At 62.5% G+C, this 22,809-nt stretch carries 14 protein-coding genes and 1 pseudogene; 5 read left to right on the plus strand and 10 right to left on the minus strand.

Annotation, left to right across the window (positions count from 1 at the left end; genetic code table 11):
• Positions 1 to 27 precede the first annotated feature (27 nt).
• From VHD36_03750 to VHD36_03775, 6 genes are all read right to left on the minus strand, one after another.
• A complete protein-coding gene (locus VHD36_03750; protein ID HVU86410.1) occupies positions 28 to 1,653 on the minus strand; it encodes an HlyD family secretion protein in 1,626 nt (541 codons plus the stop codon).
• 186 nt (positions 1,654 to 1,839) lie between these two features.
• Positions 1,840 to 2,949, minus strand: coding sequence for an ABC transporter permease (locus tag VHD36_03755; protein HVU86411.1), 1,110 nt, complete (start codon positions 2,947 to 2,949; stop codon positions 1,840 to 1,842).
• A 4-nt stretch (positions 2,950 to 2,953) separates the two neighbouring features.
• Positions 2,954 to 4,111, minus strand: coding sequence for an ABC transporter permease (locus VHD36_03760; protein ID HVU86412.1), 1,158 nt, complete (start codon positions 4,109 to 4,111; stop codon positions 2,954 to 2,956).
• Positions 4,108 to 5,841: an ATP-binding cassette domain-containing protein gene (locus tag VHD36_03765; protein ID HVU86413.1), complete on the minus strand. Its 1,734-nt coding sequence runs from the start codon at positions 5,839 to 5,841 to the stop codon at positions 4,108 to 4,110. The genes VHD36_03760 and VHD36_03765 overlap by 4 nt, the downstream gene beginning before the upstream one ends.
• A 3-nt stretch (positions 5,842 to 5,844) precedes the next feature.
• On the minus strand, positions 5,845 to 7,023 hold the full coding sequence (gene hlyD / locus VHD36_03770) for a secretion protein HlyD (GenBank protein HVU86414.1): 1,179 nt from the start codon (positions 7,021 to 7,023) through the stop codon (positions 5,845 to 5,847).
• 175 nt (positions 7,024 to 7,198) lie between these two features.
• The gene (locus VHD36_03775; GenBank protein HVU86415.1) at positions 7,199 to 8,932 is read right to left on the minus strand and encodes a hypothetical protein; all 1,734 of its coding nucleotides are present in this window, start codon (positions 8,930 to 8,932) and stop codon (positions 7,199 to 7,201) included.
• A 208-nt stretch (positions 8,933 to 9,140) separates the two neighbouring features.
• On the opposite strand from VHD36_03775, the gene asnB reads away from it, so the two are divergent.
• Together asnB and glgC are read left to right on the plus strand one after the other, a co-directional pair.
• Positions 9,141 to 11,078, plus strand: a complete 1,938-nt coding sequence (gene asnB / locus VHD36_03780; protein ID HVU86416.1) for an asparagine synthase (glutamine-hydrolyzing) — start codon at positions 9,141 to 9,143, stop codon at positions 11,076 to 11,078.
• Between the two features lie 162 nt (positions 11,079 to 11,240).
• Positions 11,241 to 12,503, plus strand: a pseudogene (gene glgC, locus VHD36_03785) (glucose-1-phosphate adenylyltransferase).
• A gap of 377 nt (positions 12,504 to 12,880) precedes the next feature.
• Here glgC and VHD36_03790 read toward each other — a convergent pair.
• Positions 12,881 to 13,159, minus strand: coding sequence for a hypothetical protein (locus VHD36_03790; protein HVU86417.1), 279 nt, complete (start codon positions 13,157 to 13,159; stop codon positions 12,881 to 12,883).
• Positions 13,160 to 13,827: 668 nt separating this feature from the next.
• Positions 13,828 to 17,091 carry a carbamoyl-phosphate synthase large subunit gene (gene carB / locus VHD36_03795; protein HVU86418.1) on the minus strand — a complete coding sequence of 1,088 codons (3,264 nt, stop codon included), beginning with the start codon at positions 17,089 to 17,091 and terminating at the stop codon, positions 13,828 to 13,830.
• 253 nt (positions 17,092 to 17,344) lie between these two features.
• Between carB and VHD36_03800 the strand changes: the two genes are divergently transcribed.
• The 3 genes from VHD36_03800 (at position 17,345) to VHD36_03810 (ending at position 19,934) form a co-directional block, all read left to right on the plus strand.
• Positions 17,345 to 17,632, plus strand: a complete 288-nt coding sequence (locus VHD36_03800) for a hypothetical protein (GenBank protein HVU86419.1) — start codon at positions 17,345 to 17,347, stop codon at positions 17,630 to 17,632.
• A 203-nt stretch (positions 17,633 to 17,835) separates the two neighbouring features.
• Positions 17,836 to 18,906 carry a putative zinc-binding metallopeptidase gene (locus tag VHD36_03805; GenBank protein ID HVU86420.1) on the plus strand — a complete coding sequence of 357 codons (1,071 nt, stop codon included), beginning with the start codon at positions 17,836 to 17,838 and terminating at the stop codon, positions 18,904 to 18,906.
• Positions 18,903 to 19,934: an ATP-grasp domain-containing protein gene (locus tag VHD36_03810; GenBank protein HVU86421.1), complete on the plus strand. Its 1,032-nt coding sequence runs from the start codon at positions 18,903 to 18,905 to the stop codon at positions 19,932 to 19,934. The genes VHD36_03805 and VHD36_03810 overlap by 4 nt, the downstream gene beginning before the upstream one ends.
• Positions 19,935 to 20,118: 184 nt before the next feature.
• Here VHD36_03810 and VHD36_03815 read toward each other — a convergent pair whose 3' ends face one another.
• On the minus strand, positions 20,119 to 22,230 hold the full coding sequence (locus VHD36_03815; protein ID HVU86422.1) for a carboxypeptidase-like regulatory domain-containing protein: 2,112 nt from the start codon (positions 22,228 to 22,230) through the stop codon (positions 20,119 to 20,121).
• A gap of 178 nt (positions 22,231 to 22,408) precedes the next feature.
• Positions 22,409 to 22,753: a helix-turn-helix transcriptional regulator gene (locus VHD36_03820; GenBank protein HVU86423.1), complete on the minus strand. Its 345-nt coding sequence runs from the start codon at positions 22,751 to 22,753 to the stop codon at positions 22,409 to 22,411.
• Positions 22,754 to 22,809: the final 56 nt, after the last annotated feature.

Here is a 22,809-nt window from a genome sequence, read left to right on the forward strand (position 1 = left end):
GGGGCTCGGTTGCGATACCGCTCGGCTTCACTGGGCCGGGCGCGATTGCGGTGCTGCTTGCGGCTGGGTCGTCGTTGACGGTTTGCTTGGCGCGGATGGCATGGCCGACGGAGCTTGCTGCGCGGCTGCCGCTTCGCGCGCCGCCTCGGGAATAACCTCTTGCAATCGCTGCCCCGCGTTCGGGCCGGTCGGCGCTTCGCGATAATGGACGTAGGGCACCACCGACAGCCCGACGAAGAGCGTGTGCTCGTCGGGATTGTAGTCTTCCAGATCGATACGCACGGGCAGACGCTGCACGACTTTCACGAAATTGCCCGTCGCGTTCTGCGGTGGCAGCAGGGCCAGGGTCGAGCCGGTGCCCATCGTGAAACCGGAAATGCGCCCTCGGAAATGGTGCTGGCTGCCGTACATGTCGACCTTGATGTCGACCGGCTGTCCGATGCGCAGCCGCGCGAGCTGGGTTTCCTTGAAATTGGCGTCGACCCATATTTCCGTCAGCGAGCGAATGGCCATCAGGGCCTGGCCCGCCTGCACGTTATTGCCCGGATTGACGTTGCGGCGGGTGACGACACCGTCGATCTCGGCCAGCACGTCGCAATAGCGCAGATTGAGCTTGGCCTGAGCCACGTCGGCTTCGGCCTGGTGCACTTTGGCCGTGGCCTGTTTGATTGGTGCCGCGTCGGCAATAAGCTTCGCATAGATACGATCGAGGTTTCCTTCGGGATCGCGCTTGTAAAACTCTTCGATCAGTTGCTTAGGAGAGAGGTCGTACGACGTAGGCACGATGCCAAGCGGTGCAGCGCTCACTAGGACGTCGGCCAACGCCTGCCGCACCGTGGAGAACGTCTGATCAAGATTCTCGGGCATCTGCAGAGGATTCTGATTGTTCGCCTGTAGGCCCAGGCTGGCACGCGTCTGCTGCGCGGCCTGTTCGGCGCTGGCCACGCGGTTTTTGGCGACGTCGTAGGCCGCCTTGTACTGATCGAATTGTTGCTTGCTGATGGCGCCGGTACCGATCAGCGATTCGCCGCGAGCGAAGTCCCGCTCGGCCAGCGCCAGATTGGCCTCCTCGGCTTTCAATTGCGCGACGTTCGATTGCAGCAGGGCCTGTTGGTTGCGCACGTCTTCCATGGCGTGCTCCAGGCGGAAGCGAGAACTGCGAGCCTGCGCCACGATACCGCGAACTCGATCTTGCGCGGCCACGAGATCGGCCTGTGCCGTTTCCAACGTGGCTTGCTGAAGAGAAAGTTGAATCTCGTACGGCTCGCGATCGAGCTTCACCAGCACGTCCCCTTTGCGGACGCGATAGTTGTCGTCGACCAACACTTCGATGACCTGGCCGGGAACGCGGGCGGCGACCGACGTTACGTGGCCGTTGACGTACGCGTCGTCGGTCGAGACGGTCGTCATCGCGCGGATCGTGATCGGAACCAGGAAATAGCACGCGGCAATCGTGGCCACCACCCCCAGCGCCATCCACAAACCACGGCGCGATTTGGCGGGCTTCGCCGCGCTTGGCACGTGCGTCGCCGTGGCAGCATGCCCGTCCGGTGGATGCCCTCCTGCCTGAGCCCCGTCGGCCGGATGGCCTTGCACGGCCGATTCGGCCGCGCCGCCGGCGGGGAGCGAAGCCTTGGATTCTTGTGCTGCCATCGTTCACTCCTGATGCACAGGCCGGCGCTCCTCGAGCACAGGCCAATGGCCAATCCGCCGATGTACGTCGCCTTACCATCGATCCTGCAACGCGCCTGTATTTTCCCGAGGCGGAGCGATTCGGCAAGCAGCCGGTAGAAAAGAAACCCGCCCGTCCTACGTGTTCGGAGCAGACACCCCGGCCGATTACTCCATGCGATGGCGGAATAACCACGCCGCGCTCGATAACGTGATCCCCGCGATCACGGCCATTGGCCACAGGTTGGCCACCACGACCGAGAGTGGGGCGTTTTTCAGAAAAATCCCCTTTACGATCACGATGTAATACCGGATCGGATTGGCCAGCGTGGCGTATTGCAGCCAGTCGGGCATGTTCTCGATCGGGCTGGCAAAACCCGATAGACACATCGCTGGGACCATGAACACAAACGCCCCCAGGATGGCCTGCTGCTGCGTCTTGGCCAGGCTGGAAACGAACAACCCCACGCCGATCACGGCAAACAGGTAAACGACCATGCTACCGTACAACAGCAACAGAGATCCTTCGAAGGGAACGCGAAACAGCGTGACCCCGACCGCGATCATGCCCGTCGCCTGCGCGATCCCCAAGATCAGGGCCGGCACGGTCTTGCCGATAATGATCTCGAGTGGTCCGAGCGGCGACACGAGCAGTTGCTCGAAGGTGCCCAATTCGCGCTCTCGCGCCACCGACAGCGCCGTGACCAGCAAGCCCATGAGCGTGGTCAGAATGGCCACCAGGCTGGGAACCGTGTTCCAGGTGACGGTCTGATTGGGATTGAACCACAAACGGCCGACAACGACCGTCGAGGGAGGCGCCGCCTGGCTGGCGGTGAGCAGTTGCTGATTGAAGCCGGTCACGATGGCGTTGGCATAACCCTCGACGATCTGCGCCGCGTTCGAACGACGGCCGTCGAGCAACAACTGAATCTGCGCCGGTCGGCCCGACGCCACCTCGCGCGAGAAGTCGGGCTGAATATACAGGACCACGAGCGCGCTGCGCGAATCGATCGCCGGCGCGATCTGGCTCTCGTCGGTAAGGAAATCCACCTCGGAGAAATTCGGCGAGCCGGTAAAGAGCGCGACTAAATCGCGCGAGCTGGTCCCCTGGTCGCGATTGAGAACCGCGATTCGTACATCCTTCACTTCCTGAGTGGCCGCGAACGAAAAGACCAGCAGTTCGACCAGCGGCGGCACGATCAGGATCATGCGGCTCTTCGGATCGCGCCATACGGCGAGAAATTCCTTGACGATCAATGAACGGATGCGCTGCCACATACGGCTACTCCAGTCGCATCCGGGTGGAGCGCAACAGCAGTATGAGCAACACGCCTCCCATCGCCAGCAGGGCGAGCGTGTTGGGCACCAGTACCGACATCACATCGCCGGCCAGAAACATTGTCTGCAGACTGGCCACGAAATACCGAGGTGGCAGCAGGTACGTCGACCATCGTATCGGCCACGGCATGGCGTCGATCTCGAAGATAAAGCCCGACAATTCGAAGGCGGGCAAGAATCCCGCGATGAGCGCGGCCTGGCTTGCGGCGAACTGGTTGCGCGTCAACGTCGAAATCAACAATCCCAATGGCAGCATGGCCGAGAGAAACGCCGTCGCGACAATCACCAGGGCCAAAATCGAGCCGCGGAACGGCACGCTGAACACGTATACGGCCGCCGTCACCGACAGACCCATCGCCCCCATGCCCAATAGAAAGTACGGGAGCAGCTTGCCGATGAGAAACTCGGCGCGGCCCACGGGCGTGGACATCAGCGCCTCGATGGTGCCGCGCTCCCATTCGCGCGCCACGACAAGCGCCGTCAGCAGCGTGCCGATCAACGTCATGATGATGGCGATCGAGCCCGGGATGAGAAAGTTCTGGCTGCGAATGTCGGGGTTGAACCAGTAACGCGGTTGGATCGTCACCAGGCCCGGCAGCGCCCGGCCCGACACCATTCCGCTGCGGGCGTAGGTCTCTTGCACCAGCCAGTTGCTCCACACGCCTTCGACGTAATTCAGCACCAGGCCGGCCGTGTTGGGATCACTACCGTCGACCAGCACCTGCACGGGCGCCGATTCGCCGCGCCCCACGCGCTCGGTAAAATCGGCCGCCAGCACGATTACGCCTTTTAGCCGACCGGCGACAAGCTCGTCTTCGACCTGTCGGCGGTCATGCGCCGCAATCACATTGAAATAAGGGGAATTGTGAAACGAGGCCAGCAGGCTCGACGTATCCGGCGTCGCTTGCTCGATAACCACCGCCACCGGCACGCGGCGCAGATCGAGCGTGATGCCGTAACCGAAAATGAATAGCAACAACAGCGGCAACAATCCCGCGATCAAGTAACTGCTGGGATCGCGGCGGATTTGCAGCATCTCCTTGCGCACGAGCGCCGCGACGCGGCGGAGCCAGGCCGCAGGGCCGGTGACCGTGGCGCTCATGACGCCTCCCTACGCTGGTCGTACGATTCGACGAGGTCGATAAAGGCGTCTTCCAGCGACGGCTCCTCCCGATCGGGCCGACGCACCGATTCTTTTAGTCGGTCAGGCGAACCCTCAGCAATGACGTGCCCTTGATAGACCAGGCCGATGCGATCGCAATACTCGGCCTCGTCCAGGAAATGTGTGGTAACCATCACCGTGACGCCACGGTCGACCATGGCGTTGATATGTCCCCAGAATTCGCGGCGCGTGAGAGGATCGACGCCCGAAGTGGGCTCATCGAGAAACAACACAGCCGGCTCGTGCATCAGTGCGCACGCGAGCGCCAGTCGCTGTTTGAAACCGAGCGGCAATTCGCCGGCATTCGTTTCCAGATAGCCGCCGAGCTTGAACGCCTTGACCACGCGCTCCGTAGCCGCCTCACGCCGCGCGCCCGCCAGCCCATACACTCCGGCGAAGAAATGCAGGTTTTGCCGGACGCTCAAGTCGCCGTAAAGTGAAAACTTCTGCGCCATGTAGCCGAGCCGGCGCCGTGCGCGACCGCCGGCGCGATAAAGATCGAAGCCGGCCACGCGGGCTGTTCCTGCCGTGGGGCGCAGCAATCCGCACATCATTTTAAAGGTCGTCGATTTGCCGGCGCCGTTGGGGCCGAGCAGGCCGAAGATTTCGCCGCGGTTGATGCGAAACGTGATGTGATCGGCGGCCGTGAAATCGCCGAAGCGCTTCGTAAGCCCGTTGGCCTCGACCACGACGTCGTTCGAGGCAGTGCCGGCGGGCTTATCGACGACCGGCGCGACGTCTCCCTTCGGTCCGCCGCCGAGCAAACCCACGAAGGCATCTTCGAAGCGCGGCGGTGTGGCCACGACGGCGTCTTTTGGTACGCCGAGCGCCGTCAGATCCGGCGCCTCGCCGTCGTCCCTCATCACCAGGCGGACACTGCTCCCTTGGATCACGCCGTCGACGACGTCGGGCTCCTTAAGCACTTGGGCCAGGACCTGTCGGCGACGGTCGCCGAGCCCCTGGATCAAAAACGTGCGGCCGCTGGCGCGATCCGTCAATTCCTTGGGTGGCCCGGCGTAGATGGCTTTCCCTTCATTCAGCAAGAGGACCGTAGCGCACCGTTCGGCTTCGTCCAAGTAAGCTGTGCTCCACACGACGCCGATACCGGTGTCGACCAGGTCGTAGACCATTTGCCACAGCTCACGGCGCGAGATCGGGTCGACGCCGACGCTCGGCTCGTCGAGCAGCAGCACCTGCGGTGCGTGAATCAGTGAGCAGGCGAGCCCCAGCTTTTGTTTCATGCCGCCCGAGAGCTTGCCGGCCAGCCGACCCGCAAACGGCCGAAGCGCAGTGAACGACAGAAGACGATCGAACGCCTCCCGACGCTCGGTGCCGATCACGCCGCGCAAATCGGCGTAGAGATCGAGATTTTCGAGCACGGTAAGATCTTCGTACAGACCGAAGCGCTGCGGCATGTAACTGAGCACACGGCGCACCGGCACGATGTCGCGCGCCGTATCGTGCCCCTGGACCAGAATGCGCCCGTCTGTGGGGACAAGCAGCCCGGCCATCAGCCGCAACAGCGTGGTCTTGCCGGCGCCGTCAGGACCGACGAGCCCCGTGACCTGTCCTGCTTCGACGCGCAGGTCGAGACGATCGATGGCCGGTGGCCCCTCGGCGCTAAAGCGCTTGGTAACTTCCTCGACCACGGCCAAAGGTTCACCGGCCATCACTCATTCCTGCGAAGTCAGGTCGAGTGTGACCGTGACCGGCATGCCCTGCCGCAGGCCATTATCGGGATTGTCGACCAGTACGCGCAAGCGATAAACGAGGTTCGTGCGCAGCTCGCGCGTCTCCACCGTCTTCGGCGTAAACTCGGCGACCGGCGAGATAAAGCCGATCCGACCCGGGTATTTCTTGTCGGGATGCGAGTCGGTGGTGACCGTGGCGGCCATGTTCGGATGGATGCGCCCCAGATCCTGCTCGTTGACGTACGTGCGCACCCAGACGGGCGAGGCCAATGTCAGCGTAAAAACCGTTTCGCCGGCATTGACGATGGCGCCTTTTTCACGTGCGCGAGTGAGAATCACGCCATCGCTGGGGGCGATCAACTCGCTATCCGTTTGGCGCCGCTCCGACTGGGTTACGGATGCGTCTTCGGCGGCCAACTGTGCGCGAGCGGCGTCGATATCTTCTTGTCGCGGGCCGATGACGGCCATCCGTTCCGATTCCTCGGCGGCCCTGAGCCGGGCCCGGGCTTCGTCCAAGGCCGAACGCGCCGAGTCGAACGTCTCGCGGCTGACGGCCCCTTGTCCCACCAGGCGTTCGGCCCGCTCGAAATCCTGCTCGCTGCGCGTGACCGTAGCCCGCTGCTCGGCGACTTGCGCCTTGGCCGAGGCGATCTCCTCAGGGCGCGAACCGTGCTCAAGCCGTGCGAGCGTCGCCTTAGCGTTGTCGCGCCGGGCGCGAGCCAGTCGCAAATCGTCGTCGAAGTATTGCTTGTCAAGCGTGGCGATCACCTGGCCAGCTTTGACCTCGTCGCCTTCGTCGACGGCCAGCGAAGCGATTCGTCCTTCGACCTTGAATGACAGGTTTACTTGCCGGACGTCGATATTACCCTGCAGGACGAGCTCTCGCTCGTTCTGGCGCTCGAGTTGGAAATGGCGCCAGGCATAGGCGCCGGCCGCCGCGGCGGCGAGCAGAACAATCAAAAAGATAATGCCCGCGGTTCGCCCGCGATGCGATTCGTACGCCGGCGACGCGGCTGGCTCATGCCGCTCGGCCGTAGGTGATGGGCCTTGGCCGGGCGGCCGTTTCGCGGCGTTGCCTGTGCCCGACGGCGGGTTCGACTGCGCGGAATCACCCGGATGTTTGCCCGTGACTTCTCCGGGATTGCGCTTGGCGGTCGACATGGGCGTCTTCTTGGGGGGGGCGTGATTGCCCGGTGATCGTGGTAGCGAACCGTCGAGGTGTCTACCATTGTTATACTCCGGCAGACCAGAGTGAGGCCATCGCTCCTTTTTGGGGTCGCGGGGCAAACGTGCGGCAGAGTAGCGGCAGAGAAACAGTCTGAACGATGGAAAGGGCCTACCGCGCAAGCGCCTCGAGCGCGGCCTTCGCCACGTCGGAGCCGGCGGCCTGAGCCTCGCGCAACATCGCGCGGCCGCGTTCGACGTATTCATTCCGGGCCGTGGTCGTCAGATAGGCGCCGATGAAAGCCCGAGAGTTGACGTCGTCCTTGGCGAGCCAGCGTTCGGCGAGCGCCGCGGCCAGATCGGCCGGCAATTGCTCCACGCGGAAGTCGCGGTTCTGTCCCTTGATGCGGGCGACCAGCCGATCCCGGTCGCGGCTCACTTCGACGACAATCACGACGTCGCCACCGTATTCCAATTCCGTGTTGCTGGTGACCGTCTTGAGGCTTTCGCGCACAGCGTTGTTAAAGCTGCCGACGCAGCTGCGCAGCGTTCGCACGCCCTCCACGTCGCCGCGCAAGCGATCCGTAGCCGCGTCGGCCATGGCCAGATTTAGCAGTTGGTCGACGTTCTCCAGTTCGCCACGTGCCAGGGCATTGCGGGCTTTCTCCAGCGTTTGACGTACTTTGGCCGCCTGGGCCGATTCGTCCGCCGCCGGGCGTGCAGGCATTTCCACCGCACCGGCAGGCATCGCCGGCTCGCGTTTCGGCATGGCGGGAATTTCCGGCATCGATTTCTCAGCATCGCGCAGAGTGGTTTGCGACGACTCCTCGCCCAATGTGCCTTCGCGTTCGGTGGCAGAACGTTTGCCAGTCGGCACCAGCTTTCGGTCCGACAAGATGCCCGTCGGATCATTGGTCGGCCGCCCTTGGACGCGCGGCTTGCTACTCTTCGGTGCGGCGGGTGCGCTCGGCTTTGCCGATTTTTCGTCGAGCGCGGCCGGCATGCTTTCCGCCGCTGCGACCGATCGCTGGCGCTCGCGCCATACCAGCACCATCCCGCCAGCCAGCCCACACGCGCCGAACACACATAAGAGCACCAGGATCATCGCCATTTGCGAGCGCTCGCGGGCCCGGCTATTGCGCCGGGTGATCGGCGCCGCGCGACGCACGCCTGGCTTCGTGAAGGATCCTGGCATGTTACTGTCTACGCTCGGATGCCAGGCTTCAGGAAGCGGCTCGTGGGCCGCCGGCGGTAACGACGGCACCTCATCCAGATGCACAGGCTGCGCCGCTTGAAACGCCGCGCCCGGACCCGCGATTAATCGCGCCTTGGCAGCCGTCGGCGCCGCCACCGGACTGTCGGGCGGCAGCGGAGGCGCTTCGACCGGGTTGGCCCAGCGGGGCATCGCGGACGCATCGGCCTCGTTCCGCCCAAGGACCGACTCGCTGGGAGCCGATATATCTGGCGCAGCACCCACCGGCGTTTGCACAACCGCGCGATCGGTGACCGACGGGGGGAGTAGCCCGTCGGCATTCGATGACGCGATAGTTGCCTCCTGTGGCACGAAATCAGGCTGTTCGCGCAATCGGGCATCGTATCGCTCGCGCGCCGCGGGGGTCGTGAGTACGGCCCGGGCCGTGGCGATGTCGGCCATCAGTTGTTGCGCGGCTTCTGCCTGGTCGCTGCCCAGCAGATTCGAAAGTCGGGCAATCTGGCGGCGTGCCGCCCGATGAATGCGGGCAATGTCCCCCTCATTCCGCCGCAGCCCGAGCAGAGCGTAATAGTCGGGCGGGCGCGGACCGGCAGGCAGTCCGAGCAGTTCTGCGTAAATATCGCAGCTCTCTTTCAACGGAACCTCGCCGCATGCGCGCTTGTTAATGGTGCTCGAATCGGAGCAAGCTGCCATTTCATCAATTATTCTCCCGAGGGCCCGGGCCCACAAGCAAAACCGTGGCTGGTCGCTCGGGGCCGCGAGCCTTGGCGGACCGGTTATAACGCGCGGGCCGAACTCGCTTAGGTGGGGCACGACCAAAGCATCCATGACGGCCTCCCCGCCTCGATTAGGCTAAAATCAAGAATCATGCTGCGTTCCGACGCCATCTGAACAAAACGTCATGTGTGGAATCACCGGAGCCGTCTGGACAGACGCCGCGAAACGCATCGAGCGCGAAACGCTCGTGGCGATGACCGACGTGCTGCGCCACCGCGGCCCCGATGATCAAGGTTTTTATGAGACGTGCGTGGCGCTTCCCGGCGCCGGCGAATCATCGATCGGTGTCGGGCTCGGCCATCGCCGGCTGTCGATCATCGACGTTGCCGGCGGCCATCAGCCCCTTTCCAATGAAGACGGCACGGTGTGGATCGTTTTCAACGGTGAGATCTACAACTTCCGCGATTTGCGACGCCGGCTCGACGGGGCAGGACATCACTTCCGTACCTCCAGCGATACTGAAACCCTCGTGCATCTTTACGAAGACGAGGGGATCGGCTTTCTTGAACACACCGAAGGAATGTTCGCCCTGGCAATCTGGGACGGTCGTCAGCGGCAATTGGTGCTTGCCCGCGACCGGTTGGGCAAGAAGCCACTCGTATATCGGCACGAGCCGGGTCGCCTGCTCTTTGCCAGCGAGCTGAAGAGCCTGCTGCAAGTGGCCGACGTGCCGCGCGCTATCGATCCCGCCGCCGTCGATGAGTTCCTGGCCTATCAATATGTGCCCCACCCGCGGACGATCTTTCACGGCATCCACAAGTTGCCGCCGGCGCACTACGCCGTGTATCGCGACGGCGGGCTGCAGGTCGGCTGCTATTGGAAGCCGGATTTTTCGCGCGAAGTGAATCGTTCTACGGCCGACTATCAGGCCGAGCTGCGCGAACTGATGACCCGCGCCGTGGAAAAGCGCCTGCAAAGCGAAGTGCCGCTGGGGGCGTTTCTATCCGGCGGTATCGATTCGTCGATTGTCGTCGCGCTTGCGCAACAATTGACGCATGAACCGGTGAAGACCTTCTCGATCGGCTTTCCAATCGCCGAATACGACGAAACAAGCTACGCCCGCGAAGTAGCCCGGCACTTGGGAACCGACCATCACGAAGAGCGGGTCGAGCCGGACAGCGTGAACATCCTGCCGAAACTCATCTGGCACTACGACGAGCCGTTTGGCGACAGCTCGGCGATCCCCACGTATTACGTCTCGCAAATGACGCGGCGGCACGTCACCGTGGCCCTCTCGGGCGACGGTGGCGACGAGTTGTTCGCCGGCTACACGCGCTATAAAGCGGTCGCCCTGGCGAACGTCTTTGACCGGCTGCCAGGCGCAATGAAGAAAATCGTGGCCAACGACCTCTGGCAGCGCTTACCGAGCGGCGGTCGACAGCGTTCGCCGCTGCGCCGCTTCAAGCGCTTTGCGGGCGTGTTGGCCGAGTCGCCGCTGCGGCGCTATTTCGATTGGATGTCGATTTTCAACGAGCCGCAGCGCGCCTCGTTGTACAGCGACGCATTTGTTGATGCGTTGCCGGACGAAGATCCCATCGCGTTTCTGGCCGCCGCTTTCGCGCGCAGCGCGGGGCGCGATGCGGTCACCACGGCCAGCCTTGCTGACCTGGTGACGTATTTGCCGTGCGACCTGATGACCAAGGTCGATATTGCCTCGATGGCACATGGTCTGGAGTGCCGGGCGCCGTTTCTTGATTCTCACGTTGTCGAGCTGGCCGTGGGGATGCCAGCGCGACTGAAACTGCGCGGCATGGGCGGCAAACGGATCCTGCTCGATACGTTTGGCCCGCTACTGCCCAAGTCGCTCCTGACGCGGGGGAAGATGGGCTTCGGGGTGCCACTTTCGCATTGGTTCCGCCACGAGCTGCGCGAGTTCACGCAAGACGTGCTTCTCGATCCCGCCACATTGTCGCGTGGTTACTTCCGGCCCGACGCAGTTCGCCGGCTCGTCAACGATCATCTGGCCGACACCTTCGATCACGGGTTCCGGCTGTGGTCGCTCTTGGTTTTCGAACTCTGGCAGCGCCAATGGGTGGACGCCGCCGTGCTGGCCGCCCGATAACAAGTGGGGCGAGCGGCTGGTCCTGGACGGCAACTTGTGCCGATGCGGAAGCTGCGCTCGGTCGCGACGAGAGCAGGGGCGCCTCTTCAGCCGGTTGGGCGAAATCGGTAAGATGCCCGTTCCGGGCCAGCAGTCCTCGACAGTCAGGTCCTTACGGAGACGCAAGCGATGGAGAGCGTTTTGGCAGTCGTCCTGGCGGGGGGTAAGGGTTCTCGGCTCGAACCACTTACGCGCGATCGCGCAAAACCCGCTGTCCCCTTTGGCGGCGCCTATCGCATCATCGATTTCACGCTGTCGAACTGCCTCAATAGCGGCCTGCGAAAAATTCTCGTGCTCACGCAATACAAGGCGATGAGCCTCGACCGGCATATCAACCTCGGCTGGCGCAATTATCTGTGCCGCGAGCTGGGCGAATTCATCGACGTCGTGCCACCGCAGCAGCGTATCGACGAAAACTGGTACCAGGGAACCGCCGACGCTGTTTACCAGAACATCTACACGCTCGAAAAAGAGCGGCCTGAGTACGTAGTGATCCTGGCGGGCGATCACATCTATAAGATGGATTACCTGCAACTGGTCAACGCCCACAAACAGCGCAAGGCCGACGTCACCGTGGCCGCGCTCCGCGTCGCGGCCAGCGAATCGCGCCACTTCGGCGTCATGCAGACCGAGGCCGACGGCCGCATCGTTGGCTTTCAGGAGAAGCCGGCCGTTCCCAAGACGATTCCGGGCGACGAGCAGCACATCCTGGCGTCGATGGGCATTTACGTCTTCACGGCGCGTTTCTTGTTCGAGCAGTTGTGCATGGACGCCACGCGCAATCACAGCTCGCACGATTTCGGCAAGGATATTCTGCCCGGTCTGGTGCAGACGCACCGCGTCTGGTCGTTCCCGTTCCGCGACGAGAACCGCAAACGCGACTCCTATTGGCGCGACGTGGGCACGCTGGACGCCTATTTCGAAGCCAACATGGACCTCGTGCAGGTCAACCCTGAACTGAACATGTACGATCAGCGCTGGCCGATCCGCACCTATCTGCCGAACTTGCCGCCGCCGAAGTTCGTCTTTGCCGGGGATGGCGAGGATGCCCGCCGCGGCCAGGCCCTGGATACCATCATCTGCGCTGGCTCGATCGTCTCAGGCGGCAGCGTTATGCGTTCGATCATCGGCACGAACTGTCGTATCAACAGCTTTGCCCGGGTCGAGGATTCGATCCTTTTCGAAGGGGTCGATATCGGCCGGCACGCTAAGGTACGCCGGGCGATCATCGATAAGGGCGTACACATCCCGCCGGGCGTCGAGATCGGCTACGACCACGAGCACGATCGGGCCCGGGGCTTCACCGTGAGCGAAGGGGGCGTGATCGTCATCGCGAAGGCCGACGGCATCGAACACTTCGTCGAAGCCGAACAAATTCTGTCGTAGGCGCGATTCTTGGAGAAGGAAGAATGCGTCCGCGGAACGACGCAGATTCTGAAGAAGGCTGGGCAGGGCCTAGTGCAGCCTAAACGGAGTGGCCGGATCAATGTCTTTCGCGCGCTCCGTGCACAATGCGAACGACCTCCACGCCGTTTGTAGTAGGCCGATAGTAGACGACATAATTACCTTTAACGTGTCGTCGCACCGGTCCAAGTCGGGGCGTCGAGCAGCGTTGCCCTAGCTCCGGGCTTCCGGCCAGTAAATGGCAGACGGCACGCATGTCGTCCAACCAGGTCATCGCGGCAGATGGGTCATCCACGGCGATATGGTCCGCGATGCCGCTCAGGTCACGCTCTGCCTCCGGAGTGAAACGGCGCTGGGCATCATCGCTTATCGCGTTGCGATATTGCTCGCTCGCGCACTGAATCGCGCAAACGCTGCCAGTCGGCGTCAGAAATTTCGCGCGTACGTCCAGCATCTGCCGAGCGAATTCCTTCCTCGACGGCGGCCAGGTGCTCAGCAGGCACCGGGATTGAATGCTCCGTCTTCTCGCGTAGCGCGGCGACCGCCGCTTCGAGTGCGGCCTGCTTGGAAGGGAATATCCCCTCGGCGACGACTTTCGCCAGGTATTCCTCGGTCAACGGTGAGAGCTCGCTGTGCATACACCGCATTGTAACCGGATTTCGCCCTGCGCGCAAAAAAACCCCCGGAAAGAATGGGTCCCAGGGGGGCAAAGGACGCCATCCTTTTCCGGGAGCGATTGGACGTTGCTTCGCCGCGTGCGGCGAACCTCGTAATTTGGTGTGAGTCCAAAGGCTGATGGGTCAGATCAGCCTGCCACGACTTCCTTGTCTTGCGCCCGCGCCGCCGCCAGAGGCGACAAGCAGCAGGCAGAACTCTCTTGAACCGTTTGTCTGACGTGCGGCGTCAGCTTGCCCACCTTCGTATAAGCGAAGCGTCTGCCAGCGTCCTTGCCGGCGAGATTCGCTTCGTTGGCTCGCAGAGAAGCATCATTCTCCAGATGCGAGCCCTCCCACGTGGATTCGTTGTTTCGCTGTGCGTCCGGCCGATGTGCTCCGTCCGGTGACGTTCATGAGGCGGGGAGGATATGGAAATCGGCCGCAAGGGTCAAGGGCGATTTGGTACGCATTTCCGGCCGGTTTTTACCGCTTTCCGTCCAGCAGATGCTGGCATGCGCAAGGTCAAACCCGGGCGAGGTTTTTCTTTGCTGTCAGCGCTGCGCGCACTGCTGACTACGCGCGCGAGGGGCGCGTGGCAAATCGTCTCGTCGCTTCGGCGGAAATGGAACACGTCGAACACCCGTCGAGGCTCACACTTCCTTGGCCACCGCCGGAAAGCGGTCCTGCAAGGCCTGCACGGTGAGCTCTTCATCGCGCAGCGCTTCCATGGCCCGCAGCGCCGCTTCGGCCGCGGGAATGGTGGTGATGCACGGCACGCCGTGCGCCACGGCCGCCGCGCGGATGCGTCCTTCGTCGGTGCGTGCGCCCTTGCCGCTGGGCGTGTTGATGATCAACTGGATCTGGCCGTCGATCAGGTAATCGAGCAGGTTCGGATGCCCCTCCTGCAATTTCTTGACGATCTTCACCGGGATGCCCGCCTCTTCCAGCGTCCGCGCGGTGCCCGCGGTCGCCACGATGTTGAAGCCCAGTGAGGTCAACTTCTCGCCGATCGGGCGGACGTGGCGCTTGGTGCGCATGGTCAGGCTCAGGAAGATCGTGCCCGTGCTTGGCAGCACGACGCCGGCGGCAAGTTGGCTCTTGGCGAAGGCAATCGAGAATCGATCGCTGATGCCCATCACTTCGCCGGTCGAGCGCATCTCGGGCCCCAGCACGATATCCACGCCTGAGAACTTGATGAACGGAAACACGCTTTCCTTTACCGAGACGTGACTCGGAATCGGGTCGCAGTCGTAACCTTGCTCGGCCAACGAGACGCCGGCCATGATTTTGGCGGCCACCTTGGCCAGCGGCATGCCCGTGGCCTTCGACACGAACGGCACCGTGCGGCTGGCGCGCGGGTTGACTTCCAGCACGTAGACGTTGAGCTTCTCGTCTTCTTTCTTCACGGCAAACTGGATGTTCATCAATCCTTTGACCTGCAATTGCTTTGCGAGCCGATGCGTGGCTTCGCGAATCTCGGCCAGCACCGGGCCCGGCAGGCTATAGGCCGGCAGCGCACAGGCCGAGTCACCGGAATGCACGCCCGCCTCTTCAATGTGTTCCATGATGCCGGCGACGATGGTCTGGTGACCATCCGAGATCGCGTCGACGTCGACCTCGATCGCGTCCTCCAGGAAGCGGTCGATCAGCACCGGCTGACCTTGCGCGACCAGAAACGCCTCGGCCACGTAGCGCTCGAATTGCAGCGGGTCGTAGCAGATTTCCATCGCCCGGCCCCCCAGCACGAAGCTTGGCCGGACAAGCGCCGGATACTGGACCTTGGCGATTTCCACGCGTGCCTCGTCCATCGTGCGGGCGATGGCGTTGGCCGGCTGCCGGAGGTCGAGCCGATTGAGCAGCCGCTGGAACTTTTCGCGGTCTTCGGCGTCTTCGATCGTGTCGACGCTGGTACCGATGATCGGTACACCGCACGTGGCCAGGGCCCGCGCCAGGTTCAGCGGCGTCTGGCCGCCAAACTGCACGATCACTCCGTCGGGCTGCACGCGGTCGCAAATATTGAGTACGTCCTCGGTCGTCAGCGGCTCGAAGAACAGCAAATCGCTCGTGTCGTAGTCGGTGCTTACGGTTTCGGGGTTCGAGTTGACCATGATCGACTCGATGCCCAGCTCCCGCAGCGCGAAACTGGCATGGCAGCAGCAGTAGTCGAACTCGATTCCCTGTCCGATGCGATTCGGTCCGCCCCCCAGGACCATGATCCGCCTGGTGCCGCGGCGTTTGGCGGGCGTTTCGTCTTCGTCTTCGTAGGTCGAATAGTAGTAGGGCGTGTAGGCTTCGAACTCGGCGGCGCAAGTGTCGACCGACTTGAACGTGGCCACGATGCCGCGCCGCTTTCGCTCGGCCCGCACGTCTCCTTCGCTCGTGCCGAAGATATAGCTGAGCTGCCGATCGGAAAAGCCGGATCGCTTCGCGCGGCGCAACAGCGCGTCATCCACTTCATCGAGCGACGGAATAGCTCGCAACGTTTCTTCCAGCTCGACGATCTCGAACAGATTGTCCAGAAACCAGGGATCGATATTCGTCAGTTGATAAATGTCGTCGAGCGACATGCCGCTCTTGATAGCGTAGCGCAAATACCACACGCGATCGGGATTCGGGATCGAGAGCTTGGCGCGAATCTCGTCGGGCGCTGGCTGCTGCGGCGTGCCCCACAGGTCTTTGTTATCGCAGCCGAAACCGAAGGCGCCGACTTCCAGCCCGCGCAGCGCCTTCTGGAACGATTCCTTGAAGGTACGGCCGATGGCCATCGTTTCGCCCACGCTCTTCATCTGCGTAGTGAGCGTGCTGCTAGCCTCGGGGAATTTCTCGAAGGCGAACCGCGGCACCTTCGTCACGACGTAGTCGATGCTCGGCTCAAAGCAGGCCATCGTCTCGCGCGTGATGTCGTTCGGCAGTTCGTGCAACCGATAGCCAATGGCCAGCTTGGCCGCGATCTTCGCGATGGGGAATCCCGTTGCCTTGCTCGCCAGGGCGCTCGAACGGCTGACGCGCGGGTTCATTTCGATGACGATCATCCGCCCGGTCCGCGGGTCGATAGCGAACTGGATGTTCGAGCCGCCGGTCTCGACGCCGATCTCGCGAATCACGGCCAGCGACGCGTCGCGCATCCGCTGGTATTCCTTGTCCGAAAGCGTCTGCGCGGGAGCCACGGTGATCGAATCGCCCGTGTGGACCCCCATCGGGTCGAAGTTCTCGATCGAGCAGATGATCACGACGTTGTCGTCAACGTCGCGCATCACCTCCATTTCGTATTCTTTCCAGCCGACGATCGACTCTTCGACCAGCACCTCGTGGATCGGCGACAGCTCCAGCCCGTAGCTGACCAGGTTGTCGAAATCCTCCTTGTTGTAAGCGATCGACGAGCCGCTTCCCCCCATCGTGAAGCTGGGGCGCACGATGCACGGCAGCCCGACCTCCTGCTGCACGCGCCGGGCTTCTTCCAGGTTGTGTACCGTCTCACCGCGGCATACGGAGAGCCCGATTTTCTTCATAGCTTCGGCAAAGCGGCGGCGGTTTTCCGCCTTGTCGATCACGTCCGGCTTGGCGCCGATCATCTCCACACCGAATTGTTCGAGCACGCCGTGCCGGTGCAGATCCATTCCGATGTTCAGACCGGTCTGCCCGCCCAGGGTCGGCAATATCGCGTCGGGCCGTTCCGCTTCGATCACCTTGGCCACCATCTCCCAGGTCAACGGCTCGATGTACGTGCGGTCGGCCGTGCCCGGATCGGTCATGATCGTGGCCGGGTTCGAATTCACCAACACGACCTCGTACCCCTCCTCGCGCAGCGCTTTGCACGCCTGCGTGCCGGAGTAGTCGAATTCGCACGCCTGGCCGATGACGATCGGGCCGGAACCAATCAGCAAGATCTTGTGCAGGTCGTTACGCCGAGGCACGTCTGGGATTTCCTTCTGTTGCTTGAGTCCGTTCAGCGCCGCCACGCCCTCCAGCAGGACTACTGCCCGCGCGGCCGTATGAGCCCGGGCCCTGTTCCGTCCGGGGGGCCTCACAACCGGCGCGCGGCGGGGCACCGCTCGTCTGACAAGGCTCGGCACCGATCCGGCTGGGCTATAAAATCCCTCGATGATAACACGCGCCTGCTAGTCCTTCCAGGACCAGCCGCGCATCTCGGAAGAGCTTGAGAAAGCCATGAAATTCGGCACAAGGACGCTGTTGCTGGGCACCGCATTTGTCGCTGTTTCGCTTGGATTCTGCGTGGCGACGGTCCGGACGATCGAACGCCACACGCTGATCGTGACGTACGGGATCGAATTGGCTTACTACGCGGTATTTTCGAGTTCCCTGTGGCTGCCGCTTGCCTTCTTCGTCTACGCCGTCGGGTCAAGACGGCTCACCGCCCGCATGGTTGCCTGCTTCACCAGTGCCGAATTTCTGGCATTTTGCGCGGTCTGGTATTTCCTCTCCCACGCCGCGTAAAGTCCGGCGTTTTGCTGGGTGCCGAGATTCGAGCCCGCTTTTCAGGGACCGCCTTCCGGATCCGAGGCTTCCCGCCCTTCAGCCCTCGAGGACGTAAGTTAGACTAGTCATGTCGCCTCGCTGGGCGAGGATTTCCGACAGGCGGCGGACCGCAAGCGGCGAACCGACCGCGCCGCGATCAACTCTGGAGTTGTCAGTTCGCCGTGCGATCCCGTTCCCGCCATATCGCCGCCGTCTTGAGCGAACCGCGACGGCGCGCGCGGGAACCGCGCTGGGCACATCTCTCCGATCGCGAGCTGCTTGAGTGGCGGATGTGCGACCTGGGCGTGCGGATCGAAGGCTCGATCCTCGAATCGCGCGTGGCACGCATCAATGAAGAGCTGGCCCGCCGGGGCCTGCGCTTCCGCCCCGCGTTCTGGCTTTCGGAGGAATGGTTCTCGCCCGACGGCGTGGCTGGCGTGGCGATGCCGTTTTATCTCGCCCATCCGCGTCTGACGAAGCTCGAGCAGCGGCAGATGCTGGCCGTCGAGGGGGGCACCCGGCAGTGGTGCCTGCGGATCATGCGGCACGAAGTAGGGCACGCCATCGACAATGCCTATCGATTGCATCGCCGCCGTCGCTGGCGCGAATTGTTCGGCAGCGCCACGCAGCCGTATCCCGAATTCTATTCTCCGAAGCCGTATAGCAAGCGCTATGTATTGCACCTGGATAGCTGGTACGCACAGAGCCATCCTTCGGAAGATTTCGCCGAGACCTTTGCCGTGTGGTTGCGGCCGCGCTCGCGCTGGCGCCGCCAGTATGCCGATTGGCCGGCGCTGGAAAAGCTCCGCTACGTCGACGAACTGATGAGCCAGATTGCGCCGCAGGCGCCGCTGGTCCGCTCGCGGCTGCGCGTCGACGCGCTCGATCAGCTAAAGAAGACGTTGCGCGAACATTACGAGGAAAAGCGGGCCCGCTACAGCACCGAGCACGCCGCGGTTTACGACCGCGATTTGCGGCGGCTATTTTCCGATTCGAAGGATAATACCGAGGGCCCTGCGGCCTCGGCGGTGTTGCGCCGCATGCGTCCCGACCTGCGTGAGCTTGTCGCGCATTGGACCGGCGCGCATCAATATACGATTGACCAGGTGCTGCAAGAGATGATCAGCCGCTGCCGCGAGCTGAAGCTGCGCATGCACCGCTCGGAGGGAGCCACCAAGCGCGACGCGCTGGTCGTGCTGACCGTCCACACGATGAATTACCTTCACGCAGGTCACCACCGGTTGGCGTTATGAAACCATTACGCGTCCTGGTGCTCATGCACGAAGACCTGGTGCCGCCCGACAGCATCGCCGGCCTCAGCGTCAAGGAAGTCGCGCCGTTCAAGAGCGAATACGACGTCTCGGCCGGCCTGCAGAACATCGGCCACGAAGTGCGGCCGCTGGGCCTCAGCAGCGACTTGGGCGTGTTGCGCGACGCCATTCTCGAATGGCAGCCCGACATCATGTTCAACCTGCTCGAAGAATTTCACGGCGTGGCGGTCTACGACCAGCACGTCGTCGGCTACTTGGAGCTGATGCGCAAGCCCTACACCGGCTGCAATCCGCGCGGACTGCTGCTGGCGCACGACAAGGCGCTGACGAAAGAGATCTTGTCGTATCACCGCATTCGCGTGCCCGACTTCGCGGTCTTCCCGCGAGAGAAGAAGGTCAAGCGGCCCAAGCGGCTGAAGTTTCCGCTGCTGGTGAAATCGATCAGCGAAGAGGGTTCGGTCGGCATTGCCCAGGCTTCGGTCGTCCATAACGACGAGAAGCTGACCGAGCGCGTGGAGTTCATTCACGCCCAGACCATGACCGACGCCATCGCCGAAGAATTCATCGAAGGGCGCGAGCTCTATGTCGGCGTACTCGGCAATCAGCGGCTGGAAACATTTCCCACCTGGGAAATGTTCTTCCGCAACATGCCCGACGACACGATGCGGATCGCCACCGAAAAAGTGAAGTGGGACCACGACTACCAGAAGAAGCATGGCATCGAAACCGGTCCGGCCGAAAAACTCGACCCGGCCGTCGACGCGCAGATCGCCAAGGTCTGCAAGCGCGTCTACCGCACGCTCAGCCTGAGCGGCTACGCCCGCATGGATCTGCGCCTGACGCCCGACGGGCAGGTGTACGTGCTCGAGGCGAACCCTAACCCGAACCTGGAATACGGCGAAGATTTCGCCGAAAGCGCCGAAAAGGCCGGTATCTCTTACGAGGCGCTCCTGTCGCGAATCCTCAATCTGGGTCTGAACTATCAGGCGGCGTGGCAGTGGGGCGGGTAGGTGTCTTCGCCCAACTACTCTTCGCGTAGGTCCAGTTCAATTCCTCTCCCTTCGGGCCCTTCGGGAGAGGTGAGGTGAGGGGTGAAACGATCAGTGCATTCGAGGTAGAGGCAATCCGTGTTCGCTGCGGAGCGTTCAGACCCTCCCTCGATCCCTCCCTGAAGGGGAGGGAAGTAGAGACAGGTCAGTTTTGACCTGGATTCTCAGCCGGCGAGGCTTGGTTAACTCCAGATTTTTTCTGCGACTCGGCGGCTTCCTCTTGTACCCATTCACGCATGACTTCATCAATGCCATCCCAAAACTCGGTCTGATCGGCGCCGATTGTCAGCGTGCCGCCCTCTTTGGCGCCGATCTGCAGTCGCGCCAAGAACACGTCGAAGCCATTGAGGGCGTCGAGGGTCGGGCGAGCCCCGGCAACGGTCTCTTTTCTCGCCGCAAGATACGGAACCGCGATGGCGTCGTAGTCGCCGAGGCTGAACCCCTTGTGAGGTAGCACCGGCACTCGCTGCGGCAGCTTGGCCGGAAACCTGATTGTTGCGCCGGAGGCGGATTGCACTGGCAAGAAATTTTCCCAGCCCGGCCCTCGCTGCGGTAACTCGCCTTGGACCTCGCCCTTGGCGTCGACGAGCAGCAATTGGCTTTGGTGCGCCGGCACTTGCTCGGGGGCTAGGTCCTCATGCGGGGCAAAGTGGACGAGATACCAGAGAGGCTCGTTCTTGAGATGATCGGGCGTTTCAATGTTGATCCGCACCGGTACGGTCAGCGTTGTAGTTCGCGGCGGTAGCGCACTCGCGGGGGGCACTGCTGGAGCCGGTGGTGCGGTCGCGAGCGCATTCGACTCCGCGACGTTATCTACCAAGTCGTCCGCGCGAAGGGCTGCACCGCGTATGCCGGTCGGCCCAGGCTCCTCGGCGTCATGCACCGGCGCGGTAGTGGAACTGGTCGGGGAAGCATCTTCGTGCCCTGTGGCGCCGAGCCGGATGCCATGTGACGAATCGCCTTCAGAAACCGCCGCGTCCCTGCGAGACTGCTTGATCATTTCTAGGCGGGTGAAGCTTTGGCGGACATCCGCCCAAAAGGCATTGCCGTGTGAAGTAGACTCGTCCACCACGACGCTTTCACGATCGATGTTGCGTTCAACCCTTGGTGCCGCGGTGAGCACGTGCAATGTCGGCCGATTGTTTGCATTGTCAGGGAGCACTTCCGCGCCGTAAGCGGCAAATGCGACATCGTACAGCGAAGGGATAATGTTCTGGGCCCGTGATAACGGAATCATCGACGGTATTTCACTGATAAATTCACCGAAAACGCGTGGCATGCTACCAGCGCGCAGGAGGCCGCCGCGGCGGCCCGTTCCGTTGATAAAGTCGATGGGGAATTCTCCCAGGACCGTGCCTTTCGCATCGAGTAACACGGCAACCGCTTTCGGCTCGCCGACGTACTGCCAAAAGATGCCGTCCACATTCCTGCCAAGTCGCCGCAGTTGCGCCACAAAATAAAGCCGATCCGGACTGATGTCTCCGGGAGCAGTTATTGTAAAGGTCGCGGGAACGGACGTGTCGTATTTGGTCGGGCAGCGTATCGTCGTTTCGCTCGGACGCCCGGGTCCTAAAAGAATATCAGTTCGTCCTCCCGATTCGCTTGTCGCTTTGACGTAGCAAGTGACCGTATAAGGACCCGCCGGCAAGCGGCCGAAATCGGCGAGCCCGGTCGCATCCGTTTGGACCTGCTGCTCGATTGCGTCGTCTTTTCCAAACGGTCTCCCCGTGCAACTCGCACCGCCTTCTACCGGATTCCCCTCTTCGTCGACCAACTTGACCCGTAGCGGCTGCCAATCGCTGAACCGTCCGTCACCGCCCTGCGATTCCCGCGGCTTGCGCACTTCGGCCAGCATCGCTTGCATCCATTCGCGCTGCGCGCCGAGCATTTGCTTCTGGTCCTCGCGATTGTTCGCCATCAGTTGCGCGAGCAACGCCACCGCGCCGATCGCGGCCGCGGCTGCCACCAGCGTCACGCCCAGGATGACTCGCTGCGTCATGATCTTCTCCTTCATCGCGTCCCACCACAGCCGCCGGGCGACCTCTCGCGGATCGCCAAACCGGTCGAGCGCCTCACCCAATAGTTCCTCTTCGCTCCGGCCCCGATGCTGCTCGTCGCGCAATCGTTCGCGCGCCACCGAACACGCCAGATGATCCGCTAACTCGTCGGCGATGTCGCTCCGCAGCGCACGCGGCTCGTCGTCGCGCGGCGCCGGCAGATGAACCGAAATGTCATCGGGCGGAATCATCGACACCACGAATCAAATGGTTCCAAAAACTCCTCTCCCCTCAGGGGAGAGGGGGAGAGGTTGGGTGAGGGGTGAAACGTTCCGCAACATTGGATTCGAAAATCGCATCGAAAGCACCGAACGGTTCGACCCTCCCTTAGTCCCTCCCTGACAGGGAGGGAAAGTTTTTCCCTCCACACAGCGCAGCTTACGAAATTGCCGGCGCGGCGCCGCGCTCCAGCCCCAGCACGCCGTTGACGCCCGCGGCGAACGATTGCCATTCCTGACGGCGCGTTTCCAAGAGTGCCCGGCCCGTCGCGGTCAACTTGTAGTACTTTCGCCGCCGTCCGTCGCACTCGGTCCAATAAGATTCGAGCAGCTTTTCACGCTCCAGTTTGTGCAACGCCGGGTAAAGGCTTCCTTCCTTGAGCGCCAGGCGCCCCGCCGAGCGCGCCAGCACCGACTGCACAATCTCGTAGCCGTAACTCGGCGCGCTAGAGAGGACTTCGAGCATCATCGTCTCGAGCGTGCCGGAGATAAGTTTGGGATCCATCGCAGGGCTCCATACATCGACTGGCTAGGCATATACATAGACATTCTATGTATTGT

The organism is Pirellulales bacterium (assembly GCA_035546535.1).
Classification (GTDB): Bacteria; Planctomycetota; Planctomycetia; order Pirellulales; family JACPPG01; genus JACPPG01.